Annotated in this window: 13 protein-coding genes; 10 read left to right on the top strand and 3 right to left on the bottom strand. The window is 48.0% G+C overall.

What is annotated here, in order from left to right; translation table 11 throughout:
- The first annotated feature begins 1 nt into the window (after nt 1).
- The 10 genes from cpsG to gnd all read left to right on the top strand — a co-directional run bounded on the left by cpsG (nt 2) and on the right by gnd (nt 13758).
- A complete protein-coding gene (gene cpsG, locus OC597_RS02135) occupies nt 2-1378 on the top strand; it encodes a phosphomannomutase CpsG (protein WP_262207207.1) in 1377 nt (458 codons plus the stop codon).
- Entirely contained in the window at nt 1378-2172 is a 795-nt protein-coding gene (locus tag OC597_RS02130) for an ABC transporter permease (RefSeq protein ID WP_276552738.1), read from the top strand. Before cpsG ends, OC597_RS02130 begins: the two co-directional genes overlap by 1 nt.
- Nucleotides 2172-3395, top strand: coding sequence for an ABC transporter ATP-binding protein (locus OC597_RS02125; RefSeq protein WP_261252476.1), 1224 nt, complete (start codon nt 2172-2174; stop codon nt 3393-3395). Before OC597_RS02130 ends, OC597_RS02125 begins: the two co-directional genes overlap by 1 nt.
- A complete protein-coding gene (locus OC597_RS02120) occupies nt 3392-4861 on the top strand; it encodes an FkbM family methyltransferase (protein WP_262207205.1) in 1470 nt (489 codons plus the stop codon). Before OC597_RS02125 ends, OC597_RS02120 begins: the two co-directional genes overlap by 4 nt.
- A complete protein-coding gene (locus OC597_RS02115; RefSeq protein ID WP_262207203.1) occupies nt 4858-7959 on the top strand; it encodes a glycosyltransferase in 3102 nt (1033 codons plus the stop codon). Before OC597_RS02120 ends, OC597_RS02115 begins: the two co-directional genes overlap by 4 nt.
- Before the next feature lie 31 nt (nt 7960-7990).
- The gene (gene gmd / locus OC597_RS02110; RefSeq protein ID WP_262207201.1) at nt 7991-9028 is read left to right on the top strand and encodes a GDP-mannose 4,6-dehydratase; all 1038 of its coding nucleotides are present in this window, start codon (nt 7991-7993) and stop codon (nt 9026-9028) included.
- Nucleotides 9028-9921, top strand: coding sequence for an NAD-dependent epimerase/dehydratase family protein (locus OC597_RS02105; protein WP_261168063.1), 894 nt, complete (start codon nt 9028-9030; stop codon nt 9919-9921). The genes gmd and OC597_RS02105 overlap by 1 nt, the downstream gene beginning before the upstream one ends.
- A 2-nt stretch (nt 9922-9923) precedes the next feature.
- Nucleotides 9924-11057 (top strand): glycosyltransferase family 4 protein, encoded by a 1134-nt coding sequence (locus OC597_RS02100; RefSeq protein ID WP_261168064.1) that lies wholly within the window; start codon nt 9924-9926, stop codon nt 11055-11057.
- Between the two features lie 8 nt (nt 11058-11065).
- On the top strand, nt 11066-12181 hold the full coding sequence (locus tag OC597_RS02095; protein ID WP_316044850.1) for a glycosyltransferase family 4 protein: 1116 nt from the start codon (nt 11066-11068) through the stop codon (nt 12179-12181).
- Nucleotides 12182-12351: 170 nt separating this feature from the next.
- On the top strand, nt 12352-13758 hold the full coding sequence (gene gnd, locus OC597_RS02090; RefSeq protein ID WP_085115982.1) for an NADP-dependent phosphogluconate dehydrogenase: 1407 nt from the start codon (nt 12352-12354) through the stop codon (nt 13756-13758).
- Nucleotides 13759-13830: 72 nt separating this feature from the next.
- On the opposite strand, the gene hisIE is transcribed toward gnd, so the two are convergent.
- Genes hisIE through hisA form a run of 3 tightly spaced genes read right to left on the bottom strand, consistent with a single transcriptional unit; the run spans nt 13831 to nt 15934 of the window.
- On the bottom strand, nt 13831-14445 hold the full coding sequence (gene hisIE / locus OC597_RS02085) for a bifunctional phosphoribosyl-AMP cyclohydrolase/phosphoribosyl-ATP diphosphatase HisIE (protein ID WP_099064152.1): 615 nt from the start codon (nt 14443-14445) through the stop codon (nt 13831-13833).
- Entirely contained in the window at nt 14439-15215 is a 777-nt protein-coding gene (gene hisF, locus OC597_RS02080; RefSeq protein WP_085115985.1) for an imidazole glycerol phosphate synthase subunit HisF, read from the bottom strand. The genes hisIE and hisF overlap by 7 nt, the downstream gene beginning before the upstream one ends.
- Nucleotides 15197-15934 (bottom strand): 1-(5-phosphoribosyl)-5-[(5-phosphoribosylamino)methylideneamino]imidazole-4-carboxamide isomerase, encoded by a 738-nt coding sequence (gene hisA, locus OC597_RS02075; RefSeq protein WP_261252529.1) that lies wholly within the window; start codon nt 15932-15934, stop codon nt 15197-15199. Before hisA ends, hisF begins: the two co-directional genes overlap by 19 nt.
- Nucleotides 15935-15939 lie beyond the last annotated feature (5 nt).

Genomic DNA, 15939 nt, shown 5'->3' with positions numbered 1-15939 from the left:
AATGAGTAGCTTAACCTGTTTTAAAGCTTATGATATTCGTGGTCAGCTTGGTGAAGAACTGAACGAAGATATTGCTTATCGTATCGGCCGGGCTTATGGCGAATATCTTAAACCACAGCGCGTTATTGTTGGTGGCGACGTGCGCCTGACCAGTGAAGCGCTTAAATTGGCGCTGGCTAATGGATTGCAGGATGCTGGTGCTGATGTCTATGACATTGGAATGAGTGGAACAGAAGAAGTCTATTTTGCTACTTTGCATCTTGATATGGACGGTGGTATAGAAGTGACCGCCAGCCATAATCCAATGAACTACAACGGTATGAAACTGGTACGTGCCAATGCACAGCCGGTGAGTGGGGATACCGGCCTGTTGGCAATTAAACAACTGGCTGAAGAAAATGCCTTTCCTTCTGTTGCCGAAAGCAAACGCGGCAGCTATCAACAAATTTCAGTTCTCACCGAGTATGTTGATCATCTGTTGGGTTACGTTGACACTGCGGCACTGAAACCGATGAAGCTGGTGATTAACTCCGGCAATGGTGCGGCAGGGCATGTTATTGATGAGATAGAACGTCGTTTTAAGCGCGACAATGTCCCTGTATCCTTTATAAAAGTACACCATCAACCGGATGGCAATTTCCCGAACGGCATCCCTAACCCACTATTACCTGAGTGTCGTGCCGATACGGCAAAAGCGGTACTCGAACATCAGGCCGATATGGGCATTGCTTTCGACGGCGATTTCGACCGTTGCTTCCTGTTTGATGAGAAAGCCAATTTTATCGAAGGCTATTATATTGTCGGGCTGCTGGCCGAAGCATTCCTGCAAATCCATCCAGGCTCCAAGATTATCCACGACCCGCGTCTTTCCTGGAATACAATCGATATTGTTACCCAGGCTGGTGGTATCCCGGTAATGTCAAAAACCGGACATGCATTCATTAAAGAACGGATGCGTAAAGAAGATGCCATTTATGGCGGCGAAATGAGTGCCCACCATTATTTCCGTGATTTCGCCTATTGTGACAGTGGTATGATCCCATGGCTGCTTGTGGCTGGTTTGCTTTCAACCGAGGGTAAAACATTGGGTCAACTGGTCGGCGATCGCATGAAAAATTTCCCATGTAGTGGCGAAGTAAACTACAAAGTCGCGAATGTTGAGCAAGTGCTTAATGAGATCGAACTCATATATGGTAGTACAGTTGCGATCGACAGAACAGATGGTATCTCTATGCAGTTTAATGATTGGCGATTTAACATTCGGTGTTCTAACACAGAGGCCCTGTTAAGGCTAAATATCGAAGCCAGGGGTGATGAAAATATTGTCGCTGAAAAACTGAAAGAAATAGAAAACATCATCATGGGACACCATAAATAATGTTTAATATGATTAAGGGATTGTGGGCTTATCGTAGTTTTATAGCTGGCAGTATTAAGCGAGAGTTTCAAACGAAATACAGAAACTCTTTATTGGGCGCAGTATGGAATGTGCTGAATCCATTGGCTATGATTGTTATTTATACAGTCATATTCTCACAAATTATGCGTGCAAAATTACCTGGCGTAGACCATTCGTTTGCCTATAGTATTTATCTGTGTGCGGGGATATTGAGTTGGGGGCTGTTTGCTGAGATAATTTCTCGGTCGCAGGTCATGTTTGTTGATAATGGGAACTTACTAAAAAAAATAAATTTCCCAAGAATTTGCATTCCGGCAATAATTATTGGAAGTGCGATTCTTAATTTTTTAATAGTAGCAGCTATTTTTTGTGTGTTCCTTTTGATTAGCGGGTATTTTCCAGGTGTGGTGATATTATCTATTATCCCGGTAATTGCTGTCCTGATCATCTTTGCCATTGGTTTGGGTATGACCATTGGTGTGCTAAACGTATTCTTTAGCGATGTTGGTCAATTTTTTGGGATATTCTTGCAGTTTTGGTTTTGGTTGACTCCTATTGTTTATTCAGCAACCATTTTGCCAGCTAATTTACAAGGATACGTCGCCTATAATCCTTTGGCAGGTATTGTTATGGCATGCCAAACAGTTTTGGTTAAGGGTGAATGGCCTGATTGGTATGGAATATTGCCAGCGGCAATAGTAGGTTTGTTGCTGTGCCTTCTGGGAATGCGTTTATTCCAAAAACGTGCAGCAGAAATGGTGGACGAACTTTAATGAGTACTATCAGTGTAAGTAATATTGGAAAAGCTTTTAAGCAATACCCTAATCGCTGGGCACGCCTTGTCGAATGGTTTTGTCCTGGGAATGCCGTTAGGCATCAATTGAAATGGGTATTGCAAGATATTAATTTTACCGTTAATCCTGGCGAGGCTGTCGGCATTATAGGCATCAACGGTGCTGGCAAAAGTACGTTGTTGAAGATGATCACCGGTACTAGCCAGCCAACCAAAGGTAATATCCATATTTCGGGGCGTGTCGCCGCGTTGTTGGAGTTGGGGATGGGGTTTCATCCAGACTTTACCGGCCGCCAAAATGTCTATATGGCAGGGCAATTGATGGGCTTGCATGCTGATGATATCAGCAAGTTGATGCCGCAAATCGAAAATTTTGCTGAGATTGGCGATTATCTCGACAGCCCTGTTCGGGTTTATTCCAGCGGCATGCAGATGCGCTTGGCATTTAGCGTGGCGACCGCAATTCGGCCTGATGTACTGATAGTTGATGAGGCTTTGTCCGTCGGTGATGATTATTTTCAGCATAAGAGCTTTGAAAGGATCCGTGAGTTTCGTCGGCAAGGCACCACGTTGTTAATTGTATCTCATGATAAACAGGCGATTCAGAGTATTTGTGATAGGGCGATTTTGCTTAATGCTGGCCGTATCGAAATGGAGGGTGAGCCTGAAGCTGTCATGGATTACTACAATGCTTTGCTTGCTGCTAAGCAGAATCAGAAAGTTGAGCAAAAAATTACTGCTGAAGGTAAAACACAAACCATCTCGGGTACTGGCGAAGCCGAAGTTTCTGAAATCGGTTTATTAGATGATAACAAAAGGCCGATTGAAATTGTTAATGTCGGCCAGGCTGTCACTTTACATATTGAAGTCAAAGTCAATAAGGATATCCCTCGCCTGGTATTGGGGTATGGGATTAAGGACCGCCTGGGGCAAGTGTTATATGGGACGAATACTGACCTCAAGAAACAGGTTGTTGATAACGTTAAGGCTGGAACGACATTGGTTTATGATTTCAGTTTCGATGCGAATCTTGGCCCAGGAAGTTACTCTATACAGACAGCACTTGTAAGCACCGATACCCATTTGGTCAATAATTACGAGTGGCGTGATTTAGCCCTACTTTTTAATGTCATCAATATTGATAAAGCCAATTTTGTCGGTCTGACTTGGTTAGACCCAAAAATAGGAATTTATAAAAAATGAGTTTTATTTCATACGCACAAAATCTAGAGGATGTAGTGCTTTGGAAAGCACTGCGCAATGTCGAAAACGGATTCTATATTGACGTTGGGGCGAATGATCCTATTATAGATTCTGTGACTCGCTCGTTTTACAACCAAGGTTGGCGCGGTATAAATATTGAGCCGGTTCGTGGGCATTTTAATGAGCTAGTTACCGATCGCCCTCAAGATATTAATCTGAACTGTGCGTTGAATGAAAGTGCCGGTGAGTTAGAAATCTGGGAGTGCGATATCCGTGGTTGGGCGACTCTGGACAGAGATGTTGCTAAAGCCCATGAGGCTGACGGCCACAAGGGGGAATGGCATAATGTCGCCATAAGAACTTTGGCTGATGTTTGTGCCGAGTTCCAGCCTGAGAATATTCACTTTTTGAAAGTGGATGTTGAGGGGGTCGAGCTTTCAGTCCTGAAAGGAAATGATTGGAACAAGTACCGCCCTTGGGTAGTCGTCGTTGAGTCCACATTCCCCAACACCCAAATAGAAACGCATTCGGAAATTGAAGGGTTTTTGGTAGATAAAAGCTATTTGTTTGCCTATGCTGATGGGCTTAATCGTTTTTATGTTTCTACCGAGCATAAAGAATTTTTGATCTCGCTTAAATACCCTCCAAACGTATTTGATGATTATCAAACTTACGCTCAGTTTACTGCATTAAATACTGCAGAGAGTGCAACCCAGAAGCTTGATGATTATAAACGGCAGATAGCCGAAAGTGTTTTAAATAATAACAACATGGCAAACACTATAACGGCGGTAAAAGAAAATAGTAATGAATTGAATTCATTACTCAATGTTTTGCAACAAAAAACTAAAAGTTTAGATGAGTTAACGCTCAACGTCGGTGACATACTTGGGCACTTAAATCACACTCGCCAGTATGATGAGTTAGTTCAAAAAGTATCAAAATTGTCGACAGAAAATGAACGCGTGCATATTGCATATGATGTTCTTTCTCAGGCTTACGATGCTTCACAAGGGCGAATTCGCGATCTCGAGCATGAAGTTAGCTTGCTGAAAAACTACACAGAGCAGATATATAGTAGTACATCATGGCGAGTGAGTGCACCGGTTCGCTTCTTCGGGCGGATAAAAAAGGGCAAAGGTGCCGATGACACTATTCAGAAGGCATCCTTGTTTAGCCGCGGAGTGCGTAAACTGATCCGAGTGTTCAATAGCAACCCAAGGCTGAGACATTACACCGTTCGCACCGTCAAAAAACTGGGATTGTACTCTGTTTTAAGAAGCCTTTATCTCAAAGTTCTGATCGGAAGCAACCCGCGAACCACTTTCTCGACAAATGAATTACTGTCAGAGAAAAGTCGCTCTTTTGCATCATTTAAATCATCTAGCTCACTGAGTCTTGATGAATTGCACAGCAGAATCAAGGATGAGCTTAAAGCCGCCGATGACGAAAGGAGTCAGAAGTGAATTACTGTAATCAATACCCTGAACTTGAGCAATTTAAAGGGTTACGTGTTGCCGTATTAACGACAGAGTCTGCGCAGGGAGAGGTCGGGGGAGCTGAGCGTTTCTATCAGGGATTATTGGCGGGCCTAATTGAAATAGGTTGCGACGCAGAAATTGTGCCGGTCATTGCCGACGAATCTTCTTTCGATCAGATTAGTAAAAACTATCAGTACTGTCGTGATCTGGATCTTAGCCGTTTTGATGCTGTCGTTTCGACCAAAACGCCAACTTTTGCTGTTAATCATCCTAACCATGTGATGTACCTGGTACACACGGTACGTGTGTTTGATGATATGTTTTATGAGACTTTCCCAAGTGATGATCCGATTCGTTTGGCTGAGAGGGCGATGTTGCATCAATGGGATTTTGAGGCTATTTCACGAGTAAAAGCCAAGTTCACCATTGGCCATGAAGTTTCCAATCGTCTGTATCGCTGGCGAGGTATTCATTCTGATGTGATACATCCACCGTTAGGTGTTAATGGCTTCAAACAGGGAACAACCGGAGATTACTTTTTCCTTCCAGGGCGTTTACACCCTTGGAAACGTGTTGATCTTGCCATTAAAGCGGTTAAAGCTTCGTCGCTTCCGCTTAGATTGGTTATCGCAGGGACTGGGGAGGCGGAACAGGAGCTTAAGGCTCTTGCCGCGGGAGACAGTCGGATTGAGTTTGTCGGTCGTCTGAGTGATGAAGAGCTGCTGGATTATTATGCCAATGCGTTGGCGATCGCTTTTGTTCCGAAGAAAGAAGACTACGGGTACGTGACTCTGGAGGGATTTGCCAGCGGTAAGCCCGTCGTTACCTGTTCCGACTCTGGTGAGCCAACATTTTTTGTCAAACACAAAGAGACAGGGCTGATTTGCGAACCGACTCCAGAGGCTTTGTGTGAGGGGTTTGAATGGCTTTTCAACAATGCGACTTCTGCGGCAGCTATGGGTCAGCATGGCTATGATGTGATCCAGGGAATGTCTTGGTCGACGGTCGGAAAACAGCTTATTTCCGCGGCTATGGCCCCTCAGGTCACGTTAGAACAAGCACCACTCAATGTTGTTGTTGCGGACATGCAACCTATAGATCCACCCATCGGTGGCGGTCGTTTACGTTTACTGGGCTTGTACCATGGCTTGGGAGAGGACATAAAAGCCACTTATGTAGGTTCTTATGACTGGCCTGGCGAAAAGTATCGCAGACATCAGCTAAGTTCAAGCCTCGAGGAGATTGATATTCCCCTTAGTCAGGAACATCATTTTGCTGCGCAAGAGTGGGCTGCTCAGGCCAATGGAAAAACGGTAATTGACGTTGTATTTAGCCAACAGGGACATTTATCTCCTGATTATCTTGATGGCGTTATTGAAAATATTAAGCAGGCTGAAGTGGTGGTCTTTTCGCACCCTTGGGTATACCCGCTTATCGATCCCAGTCTGTTACAGGGTAAAGTTGTAGTTTATGACTCGCAAAACGTCGAAGGATATTTGCGTGCCCAGCTATTTGATGACAGCAATGTAGCGGAGTTGGCAGCAGTACGTCAGGTTATTGCCGACGAATACTTGCTTGGTCAACGTGCCGATCTCATATTGGCTTGTTCGCAAGAGGATCTGCTGCGCTTTAATCGCATCTATGAGTTCTCACCTGAAAAAATGCGGGTGGTACCTAATGGTGTGATGGCATTTACGCATGAGGTACCGGGAGAAGATGAGCGTATTGCAGCGAAAGTGGCGTTAAAATATTCCGCTGATGACAAACTAGCCATTTTTATTGGTAGTGCTTATGGGCCTAACGTTGAGGCTGCCAAATTTATTGCAGAAACGTTGGCGCCTGCTGTGCCAGAGGTGACATTTGTCATTGCTGGCGGTGTAGGGAGTGTTGTCGAGAAAGTTAAACATAAAAACGTGCATGTTACCGGCATGCTTAGTGAAGCAGATAAAGCACTGTGGTTATCTGCCGCTGATATGGCGGTGAATCCAATGTTCTCTGGATCAGGCACCAATATCAAAATGTTCGATTTTATGTCGATGGCAATGCCAACAGTAACAACTAAAATTGGTGCTCGCGGCATTGATACTGGGGGGCTAACTGCCATGCTGGTGGTTGAGCCGACGAAAGAGGCATTTGCTGCCGCTATTAGCGACTTGTTTGATAATGAGTATCGTGGAAAAGTTGGCAAGGCTGCACGAGCTTGTGTAGAAAGCAGCTATGCTTGGGAGCGAATTTCCGATGTTGTCGGTAGAATGTTATCTTCCCGCGCTCAATTGGCTAATCAGCCACAACCCCATTTTTCCGTTGTGATCCCAAGCTACGAACGCCCAGACCAACTTCTTGACCTGATTAGCTGTTTGCAAAAACAGATAGAACGTGATTTTGAAGTCATCATTGTCGATCAGAGTGAAAAACCTTGGTCCGAGTGTGGGCGCGATTTCGGCTTCCCTCTTTGTTATTATCATTCACCTGTGAAGGGGGCCGTTAGAGCGAGAAATACCGGGGCTATGCTGGCTCAGGGCAAGGTTATCGCTTTCACTGATGACGATTGTCGACCAGGAGCAAGTTGGTTGGCCAATGCCCGAAAATATTTTGGGATAGAAGGCGTTGTCGGTGTTGAGGGCATCATCACTTCGGACCATCATGGTGATGATAACTGGCGTCCAGTGACCAATGTTGGTTTTGAAAGCATTGGGTTTATGACCGCCAATCTCATGGTCAGAAGCTCAGTTTTCCACTATTTGGGCGGATTCGATCTGCAGTTTGATCACCCTCATTTTCGGGAAGACACGGATTTTGGGTGGCGCATGCAGCAGTTGGGTATGGTGCCTTATGCAAAAGATGTTGATGTGTTCCATCCGGCGCAATTGCGTTCTAAAGAGCGTGAGTCTGCGAGTAGTCGCGCGCGGTTTTTCCAGAAGGATGTTCTGCTTTACCGTAAACATCCGGAGAAGTACCATGGGCTTTTTTTACAAGAGAGACATTACGCAATAACCTCCGGTTTTAAGGAAAACCTACTTTTAGGGTTTGAAATTGAAAACGAAACTGTTCCACAGTGGATGGCGGAGTTATTTAGCGCGTAATCATGTTTTTGATCAAAATAGGAAATTTTCCGTGCAAAAAATTGCAGTAATTACTGGCATCACTGGCCAAGACGGCGCTTATCTTGCAGAACTGCTGTTAGAAAAAGGCTATGTGGTTCATGGAACCTATCGTCGTACCAGTTCTGTCAATTTCTGGCGTATTGAAGAGTTGGGCATTGATAAGCACCCAAATCTGAATTTGGTTGAATACGATTTGACCGATCTTTCCGCCAGCATTCGTCTGCTGCAGCAAACCGGCGCCACTGAAGTGTACAATCTGGCAGCGCAGAGTTTTGTTGGCGTTTCTTTTGATCAGCCAATCACCACTGCTGAGATCACTGGTCTTGGGCCGGTAAACCTGCTGGAAGCGATCCGTATTGTTAATCCAAAGATTCGTTTCTATCAGGCTTCAACCTCTGAAATGTTCGGCTTGGTGCAAGCGGTACCGCAAAAAGAAGATACCCCGTTCTATCCGCGGAGCCCTTACGGTGTGGCGAAATTGTATGCGCACTGGATGACGATTAACTATCGTGAAAGCTACGGCATTTTTGCTTCCAGCGGTATTTTGTTCAACCACGAGTCACCTCTGCGTGGCCGTGAATTCGTTACTCGTAAAATCACCGACTCGGTTGCCAAAATCAAATTGGGCCAACTGGATGTGCTTGAGCTGGGTAATATGGACGCGAAACGTGACTGGGGCTTTGCCAAGGAATATGTGGAAGGGATGTGGCGGATGCTTCAGGCCGAGCAACCTGATACCTTCGTACTGGCAACCAACCGTACTGAAACCGTTCGTGACTTCGTCTCCATGGCCTTTAAGGCTGCGGGCTTTACTCTGCGTTTTGAAGGTAAAGATGAGCAGGAAGTGGGTATCGATGTTGCGACAGGCAAAACACTGGTTCGCGTTAACCCGAAATTCTACCGTCCTTCAGAGGTTGAGCTGCTGATTGGCAACCCTGAACGTGCTAAAGAAATTTTAGGTTGGGAACCAAAAACCACGCTGGAACAGTTATGCCAGATGATGGTTGAAGAAGACATTCGTCGTAATCAGAACGGGTTCTCATTCTGATGTTTGGCGCCGGCAAACGTGCCTTAATCACGGGCATTAATGGGTTTACCGGGCGCTATGTGGCAGCGGAGTTATCCGCTGCCGGATATCGGGTGTTTGGATTGGGGTCATTGCCCTCAACTCAAGAGGATTACCTACAGGTTAATCTGTTGGATGCCGATGAGCTGGCGGATGCCATTGCACAGGTTAAACCTGATGTTGTGGTTCATCTGGCTGCTATTGCCTTTGTTGGACACGGTGATGCAAGTGCATTTTATAACGTCAACGTTATAGGAACTCGTAATTTACTGCAGGCGCTTTATGACTGTGGTAGACCGCTGGATGCCGTTTTGATTGCCAGTAGCGCCAATATTTACGGTAACAGCGTTGAAGGCAAACTTGACGAATGCATGCTGGCAAATCCGGCAAATGACTACGCGGTCAGTAAATTGGCTATGGAGTATATGGCCAAGTTATGGGTAGATAAATTGCCGATATTTATTACCAGGCCCTTTAATTATACCGGCGTCGGTCAGGCGGATAATTTCTTGTTACCGAAGATTGTGAAGCACTATAAAGAGCGTGCTGCAATCATCGAACTGGGAAATATCGACGTTTGGCGTGATTTCACCGATGTTCGTGCTTTAAGTAAAGCCTATGTGGCATTGCTCCAGGCCAGCCCTGTTGGGGAAACTATCAACGTTTGCTCTGGCAGAACGTACTCATTGCGTGAAGCTGTTGCGCTGTGTGAAAGGATCTCTGGCCACTCTTTGGAGATTCGTGTGAATCCTGCTTTTGTTCGTCCGAACGAAGTTAAAAGCCTGTGTGGGGATGCATCTAAATTGCGAACCATTATCGGTGAGTGGGATACACCGCCCCTAGAGGAGACATTGCGCTGGATGTTGGAAAACTGAGAATGAAAGTTATACTGGGTACTGACCCGATTAGATATCCTTTAACCGGTATTGGTCGATATACCTATGAGTTAGCCAACTGTTTGAAAGAAAGCTCAGAGATATCTGAGCTTTTATTTCTTCAAGGACGCCATCTAAGCCAGCAGATCCCTACGGCAAGAGAAACAGTTTCCTCAACTCAGGGATTACGTCATTGGGTACAAAAAAGCCGTGTGGCCTCAGAACTGTATCGTTTGACTGCCCCTTGGTTAAAAACTCATGCGCTTAGAAAACATCCTGATGCGATATATCATGGGCCAAATTTTTATTTGCCGCCTAATGTTGAGCGTTGCGTGGTGACTTTTCACGATAATTCGGTCTTCACCTTACCGCAATGCCATCCGCCAGAACGTGTTCGCTTTATGCAAAAAGAATTGTTGCTGACGATTAAGCGAGCAAAGATTTTAATCACGGACTCTGAATTCACTCGCCGTGAGTTAGCCGAATACTTCGGTCTTCCCTTGAACCGGGTTTATGCGGCTCAGTTGGCCAGCAGCGGGGAGTTTTATCCACGTGAATCCGAAGAGATCTCGCGTGTTTTAGCCCCTCTAGGTCTAAAGACGAATCAGTACTGCTTATTCACTGGTTCTATCGAACCGCGCAAAAATATAGCTACACTTCTGGATGCCTACGAACGCTTGCCGCTGGCTTTGCGTCTTGATGTTCCGCTGGTTATCAGCGGGTTTAAGGGGTGGAGCAGCGAAGAATTGCATCAACGTTTTGAACGTGGTGAGAAGGCCGGGTGGTTACGTTATCTTGGCTACACCAAATCAGCCGATTTGCCTTTCCTGTTTGCTGGTGCCCGCAGTTTCCTGTTTCCGTCGCTGTATGAAGGGTTCGGGTTACCAGTGCTGGAAGCGATGGCATCCGGCGTGCCGGTTGTATGCTCAGACAGTGCTTCACTGCCCGAAGTGGTTGGCGATAGTGCCTTGATGTGTGCGGCGAAGGATGTTGAAACGCTCACTGAGCTGTTTCGAAAAAGTATTGAAGATGAGATCTGGCGCGAAGAAGCCAGGATAAAGGGTTTAAATCGAGCAAAACATTTTTCTTGGCAACGTTGTGCGCAAGAAACCATTCTCGCTTACCAGCAGGTTTGATATTTTTCATGTTGAAAGTTCTGCATTTTTATAAGACATACTACCCAGATTCCTTTGGTGGCATAGAGCAGGTTATTTTTCAATTAAGTGAAGCCGGTGCATGTCACCAGATTGAGTCGACAACATTGTCATTGAGCACCCGAGGCGACATTGATAATGAACGTGTAGGTATGCACACAGCGTACTACGCAGCTACCAACTTTGAAGTTGCATCCACACCTTTTTCGGTGAGTGCGATAAGCAAATTTAAGGTACTGGCGGCGCAGGCAGACATCATTCACTATCATTTCCCGTTTCCATTTATGGATTTGGTGCACTTTATTGCCGGCGTTAAAAAGCCCACGGTAGTCAGTTACCACTCAGATATTGTTAAGCAAAAGCTGGCGCTGAAAATGTACACGCCGTTGATGAACCAGTTTTTGAGTTCGGTCGATTGCATTGTCGCGGCCTCACCAAACTATGTGGAAACCAGCCCGGTACTGCAAAAATATCTGCCTAAGGTGAAAGTCATTCCTTATGGGCTGGATAAAAAGTCTTATCCGGTTGCTGATGAAGCTCACCTTGAGCGCTGGCGTCAACAAGTCGGCGAGCGCTTCTTCCTGTTTGTCGGGGCATTTCGTTATTACAAAGGCCTGCATATTTTGCTGGAGGCTATTCAGCACACCGATTTTCCTTTGGTCATTATTGGTGCCGGCCCAATCGAAGCCGAACTTAAACAGCAGGCGCAGGATCTGGGGTTGAAAAACATTCATTTCCTCGGGGCACTGCCAGATGAAGATAAAGCCGCGTTACTGGAGCTATGCTACAGCGTAGTTTTCCCGTCCCATCTGCGTTCTGAAGCCTTTGGTATTACCCTGCTCGAAGGGGCAATGTATGGTAAACCCCTGATCTCGAGTGAAATTGGTACAGGGACGACTTACATCAATATTGATCAGGAAACCGGCCTCGTTGTGCCACCGTCCGATCCGCAAGCGCTGCGAGCGGCGATGACAACACTGTGGCAAGATCCGGAGCTGGCACAGCGATACGGCGCGAATGCGGCCAAACGTTTTCAGGCGCTATTCACCTCGGAACGTATGGCGGAAAGCTATATTGAACTTTATCAGCAATTGATAAATAAGTGATTGTAAAACAATCATATTACGGCTTGCTGATGTCTGAGGACGTGCAAAAGTGTGACCTATCGCACCAATCACTACCCACGCGGTTCAATCCTGAGTTAACATGTGTGCCACATCACAAAACCTGTTGGCCATAGCTGTTAACAGGGTCATCCTCAGACAGGAGTTCCTCAATGTCCAAGCAACAAATCGGCGTTGTCGGCATGGCGGTAATGGGCCGCAATCTGGCACTGAACATCGAAAGCCGTGGTTACACCGTTTCGATCTTTAACCGTTCAGGCGACAAAACCGACGAAGTTATTGCAGAGAATCCGGGTAAAAACCTGGTGCCGCACTACACCGTTGAAGAGTTTGTTGAATCTCTGGAAAAACCACGCCGCATTTTGCTGATGGTGAAAGCGGGCGAAGCGACTGACAAGACCATTGCTTCCCTGACTCCGCATCTGGATAAAGGTGACATTCTGATCGACGGTGGCAACACCTACTATCAGGACACCATCCGTCGTAACCGCGAACTGTCTGACCAAGGCTTCAACTTCATCGGCACCGGTGTTTCCGGTGGTGAAGAGGGCGCACTGAAAGGTCCTTCAATCATGCCGGGTGGCCAGAAAGAAGCTTATGAGCTGGTGGCGCCAATCCTGAAGAAAATCGCTGCAGTAGCGGAAGGCGAGCCTTGCGTGACCTATATTGGCGCTGATGGTGCCGGCCACTACGTGAAGATGGTGCACAACGGCATCGAGTACGGCGACATGCAGCTGATTGCAGAAGCGTACTCCCTGTTGAAGCAAGCGCTGAACCTGAGCAACGAACAGCTGGCTGAAACCTTCGCCGAGTGGAACAAAGGTGAACTGAACAGCTACTTGATCGACATCACCAAAGATATCTTCACCAAGAAAGATGAAGAAGGTACCTACCTGGTTGACGTGATCCTGGACGAAGCGGCCAATAAAGGCACCGGCAAATGGACCAGCCAGAGCTCTCTGGATCTGGGCGAGCCACTGTCGTTGATCACCGAATCGGTGTTCGCACGCTACCTGTCCTCGCTGAAAGACCAGCGTGTTGCCGCATCTAAAGTACTGACCGGTCCTAAAGCGACTCCAGTGAGCGGTGACAAAGCTGAATTCATTGAGAAAGTGCGTCGTGCGCTGTACCTGGGCAAAATCGTTTCCTATGCACAGGGCTTCTCTCAGCTGAAAGCGGCTTCCAAAGAAAACAACTGGGATCTGCACTACGGCGACATTGCCAAGATCTTCCGTGCTGGCTGTATCATCCGCGCTCAGTTCCTGCAGAAAATCACCGACGCTTACGCACACGACGCAGATATTGCCAACCTGTTGCTGGCGCCATACTTCAAGCAGATTGCTGATGAATATCAGCAGGCGCTGCGCGATGTAGTGTCCTACGCGGTGCAAAACGGCATCCCTACGCCGACCTTCTCTGCGGCGATTGCCTACTACGACAGCTACCGTTCAGCGGTTCTGCCTGCCAACCTGATCCAGGCGCAGCGCGACTACTTCGGTGCTCATACTTACAAACGTATCGATAAAGAAGGCGTATTCCATACCGAATGGATGGAATAATCCCGACGTTTGAAGTATAAAAAAACCGCCGAGGTTTACGCTCGGCGGTTTTTTTTTGCCTGTAAAACAGGTTTATTTCTGGTGCCGTTCGCGCAGCCGGCCAATCACTTTGCTCAAGTCCAAATCCTGATCCTGCAGCAGCACCAACAGGTGATAAATCAGATCAGAAGCTTCGTTGGTCAACTCTTCGCGATCGTTCACCGTGGCGGCCAGTGCGGTTTCCACGCCTTCTTCACCGACTTTTTGCGCGATACGCTTGGTGCCACTGGCGTACAGGCTGGCGGTGTAAGAGCTGTCGGGACTGGCCGTCTTGCGTTCCGCCAGCAGTTGTTCCAACTGATACAGAAAACCCCAATCGCTGCTGGCCGGGTGGAAGCAACTGGTGTTACCCAGGTGGCAAGTCGGGCCGATCGGATTGGCCAGAATCAACAGCGTGTCGTTGTCGCAGTCCGGGGTGATGCTGACCACGTTAAGGAAGTGGCCAGAACTTTCGCCCTTGGTCCACAGGCGCTGTTTGGTGCGTGAGAAAAAGGTGACCTTGCCGCTCTGTTCGGTGACGGCCAGCGCTTCCTGGTTCATATAACCGAGCATCAACACTTCGCCGGAGACGGCGTGCTGGACGATCACCGGCAGCAGGTGGTCAGTTTTTTCCCAGTCGAGCTGGTTTCTTTGCTGTTCTGTTAACACAGGCGGATCTCCACACCTTGTTCGGACAAGAACCTTTTCAGGTCGCCGATATTAATGATTTGCTTGTGGAACACCGAAGCGGCCAGCGCGCCATCGACGTCCGCATCGCGGAACGCCTCCAGGAAGTGTTCCATGGTGCCCGCGCCGCCGGAGGCGATCAATGGTACCTTGCACACTTCACGCACTCGCTGCAGTTGCTCCAGATCGTAACCGTTGCGTACGCCGTCCTGATTCATCATGTTCAGCACAATCTCGCCCGCGCCGCGCGTTTGCACTTCTTTCACCCAATCCAGGGTTTCCCACTGGGTGACTCGGGTGCGGCTTTCGTCTCCGGTGTACTGGTTAACATGATATTTGCCGGTTTCACTGTCGAACCAGGTATCAATGCCGACCACAATACACTGCACGCCAAAGCGATCCGCCAGGCGGCTAATCAGCGTAGGGTCGGCCAGCGCCGGGGAGTTGATGGAAATTTTGTCGGCGCCGAAAGAGAGGATCTGGCTGGCGTCTTCCGGGCTTTTAATCCCACCGGCGACGCAGAAGGGGATGTCGATCACCTCTGCCACGCGCGATACCCAGCTTTTATCTACCACCCGACCATCGCTTGATGCGGTGATATCGTAAAACACCAGTTCGTCTGCGCCTTCCTGTGCATAGCGCTGTGCCAGCGGCACGATATCGCCGATAATCTCATGGTTGCGGAACTGCACGCCTTTCACTACCTGCCCGTCTTTAACATCCAGGCACGGGATTATCCGTTTTGCCAGCATGCGATCGCCTCCTCAACGCTAAACTTACCTTCCAGCAGGGCACGCCCCACAATCACACCCTCAACGCCACTGCCGCGCAACTGGGCGATATCATCCAGATTGCCGATGCCGCCAGATGCCTGGAAGGCGATCTGCGGATAGCGTTGGCTGATTTCCTGATACAGCGCCACGTTGGAACCGGCCAGCGTGCCGTCACGGGAAATATCGGTGCACAGCACGTGCTTCAGGCCATAAGGCAGAAATTGCTCCACTACTTGTTCCAGCGTAGCGTCCGAATTTTCTTGCCAACCACTGATGGCCACACGTTTGGTGCCGTCCACATCAATGCGCACGTCCAGCGCCAGCACCATGGCATCCGCGCCGTAGCGTTCGAACCAGCTCTGTACCAACTGCGGCTGTTTTACCGCGGTGGAGCCGATCACCACGCGGGTCGCCCCGGCCTCCAACAGGGCAACAACGTCTTGCTCATTGCGAATGCCGCCGCCGACCTGTACCGGCACGTTAACCCCTGCCAGCAGTTTGCGCAGCAGAGGGATTTGGCGTGCGGTGGGGTCTTTGGCACCGGTCAAATCAACCAGGTGCAATACCTGCGCGCCCTGTTGCTGATAGTCCTGCAGGCGCAGCAGCGGATCGTTGCCGTAGTCGCGTTGTTGGCCGTAATCGCCCTGATGCAAACGCACCACGGTGCCGTCGATCAAATCCAAAGCTGGAATAATCATGCTGC

This window comes from Serratia proteamaculans, assembly GCF_946227095.1.
GTDB lineage: Bacteria > Pseudomonadota > Gammaproteobacteria > Enterobacterales > Enterobacteriaceae > Serratia > Serratia proteamaculans_E.
This window is presented reverse-complemented; position numbering and strand designations above follow the sequence as displayed.

What these genes read in the sequence shown, in the direction of transcription:
- cpsG (WP_262207207.1), top strand. Translation starts at nt 2, where the DNA reads ATGAGTAGCTTAACCTGTTTTAAAGCTTATGATATTCGTGGTCAGCTT.
- OC597_RS02130 (WP_276552738.1), top strand. Translation starts at nt 1,378, where the DNA reads ATGTTTAATATGATTAAGGGATTGTGGGCTTATCGTAGTTTTATAGCT.
- OC597_RS02125 (WP_261252476.1), top strand. Translation starts at nt 2,172, where the DNA reads ATGAGTACTATCAGTGTAAGTAATATTGGAAAAGCTTTTAAGCAATAC.
- OC597_RS02120 (WP_262207205.1), top strand. Translation starts at nt 3,392, where the DNA reads ATGAGTTTTATTTCATACGCACAAAATCTAGAGGATGTAGTGCTTTGG.
- OC597_RS02105 (WP_261168063.1), top strand. Translation starts at nt 9,028, where the DNA reads ATGTTTGGCGCCGGCAAACGTGCCTTAATCACGGGCATTAATGGGTTT.
- OC597_RS02100 (WP_261168064.1), top strand. Translation starts at nt 9,924, where the DNA reads ATGAAAGTTATACTGGGTACTGACCCGATTAGATATCCTTTAACCGGT.
- OC597_RS02095 (WP_316044850.1), top strand. Translation starts at nt 11,066, where the DNA reads ATGTTGAAAGTTCTGCATTTTTATAAGACATACTACCCAGATTCCTTT.
- gnd (WP_085115982.1), top strand. Translation starts at nt 12,352, where the DNA reads ATGTCCAAGCAACAAATCGGCGTTGTCGGCATGGCGGTAATGGGCCGC.
- hisF (WP_085115985.1), bottom strand. Translation starts at nt 15,215, where the DNA reads ATGCTGGCAAAACGGATAATCCCGTGCCTGGATGTTAAAGACGGGCAG.
- hisA (WP_261252529.1), bottom strand. Translation starts at nt 15,934, where the DNA reads ATGATTATTCCAGCTTTGGATTTGATCGACGGCACCGTGGTGCGTTTG.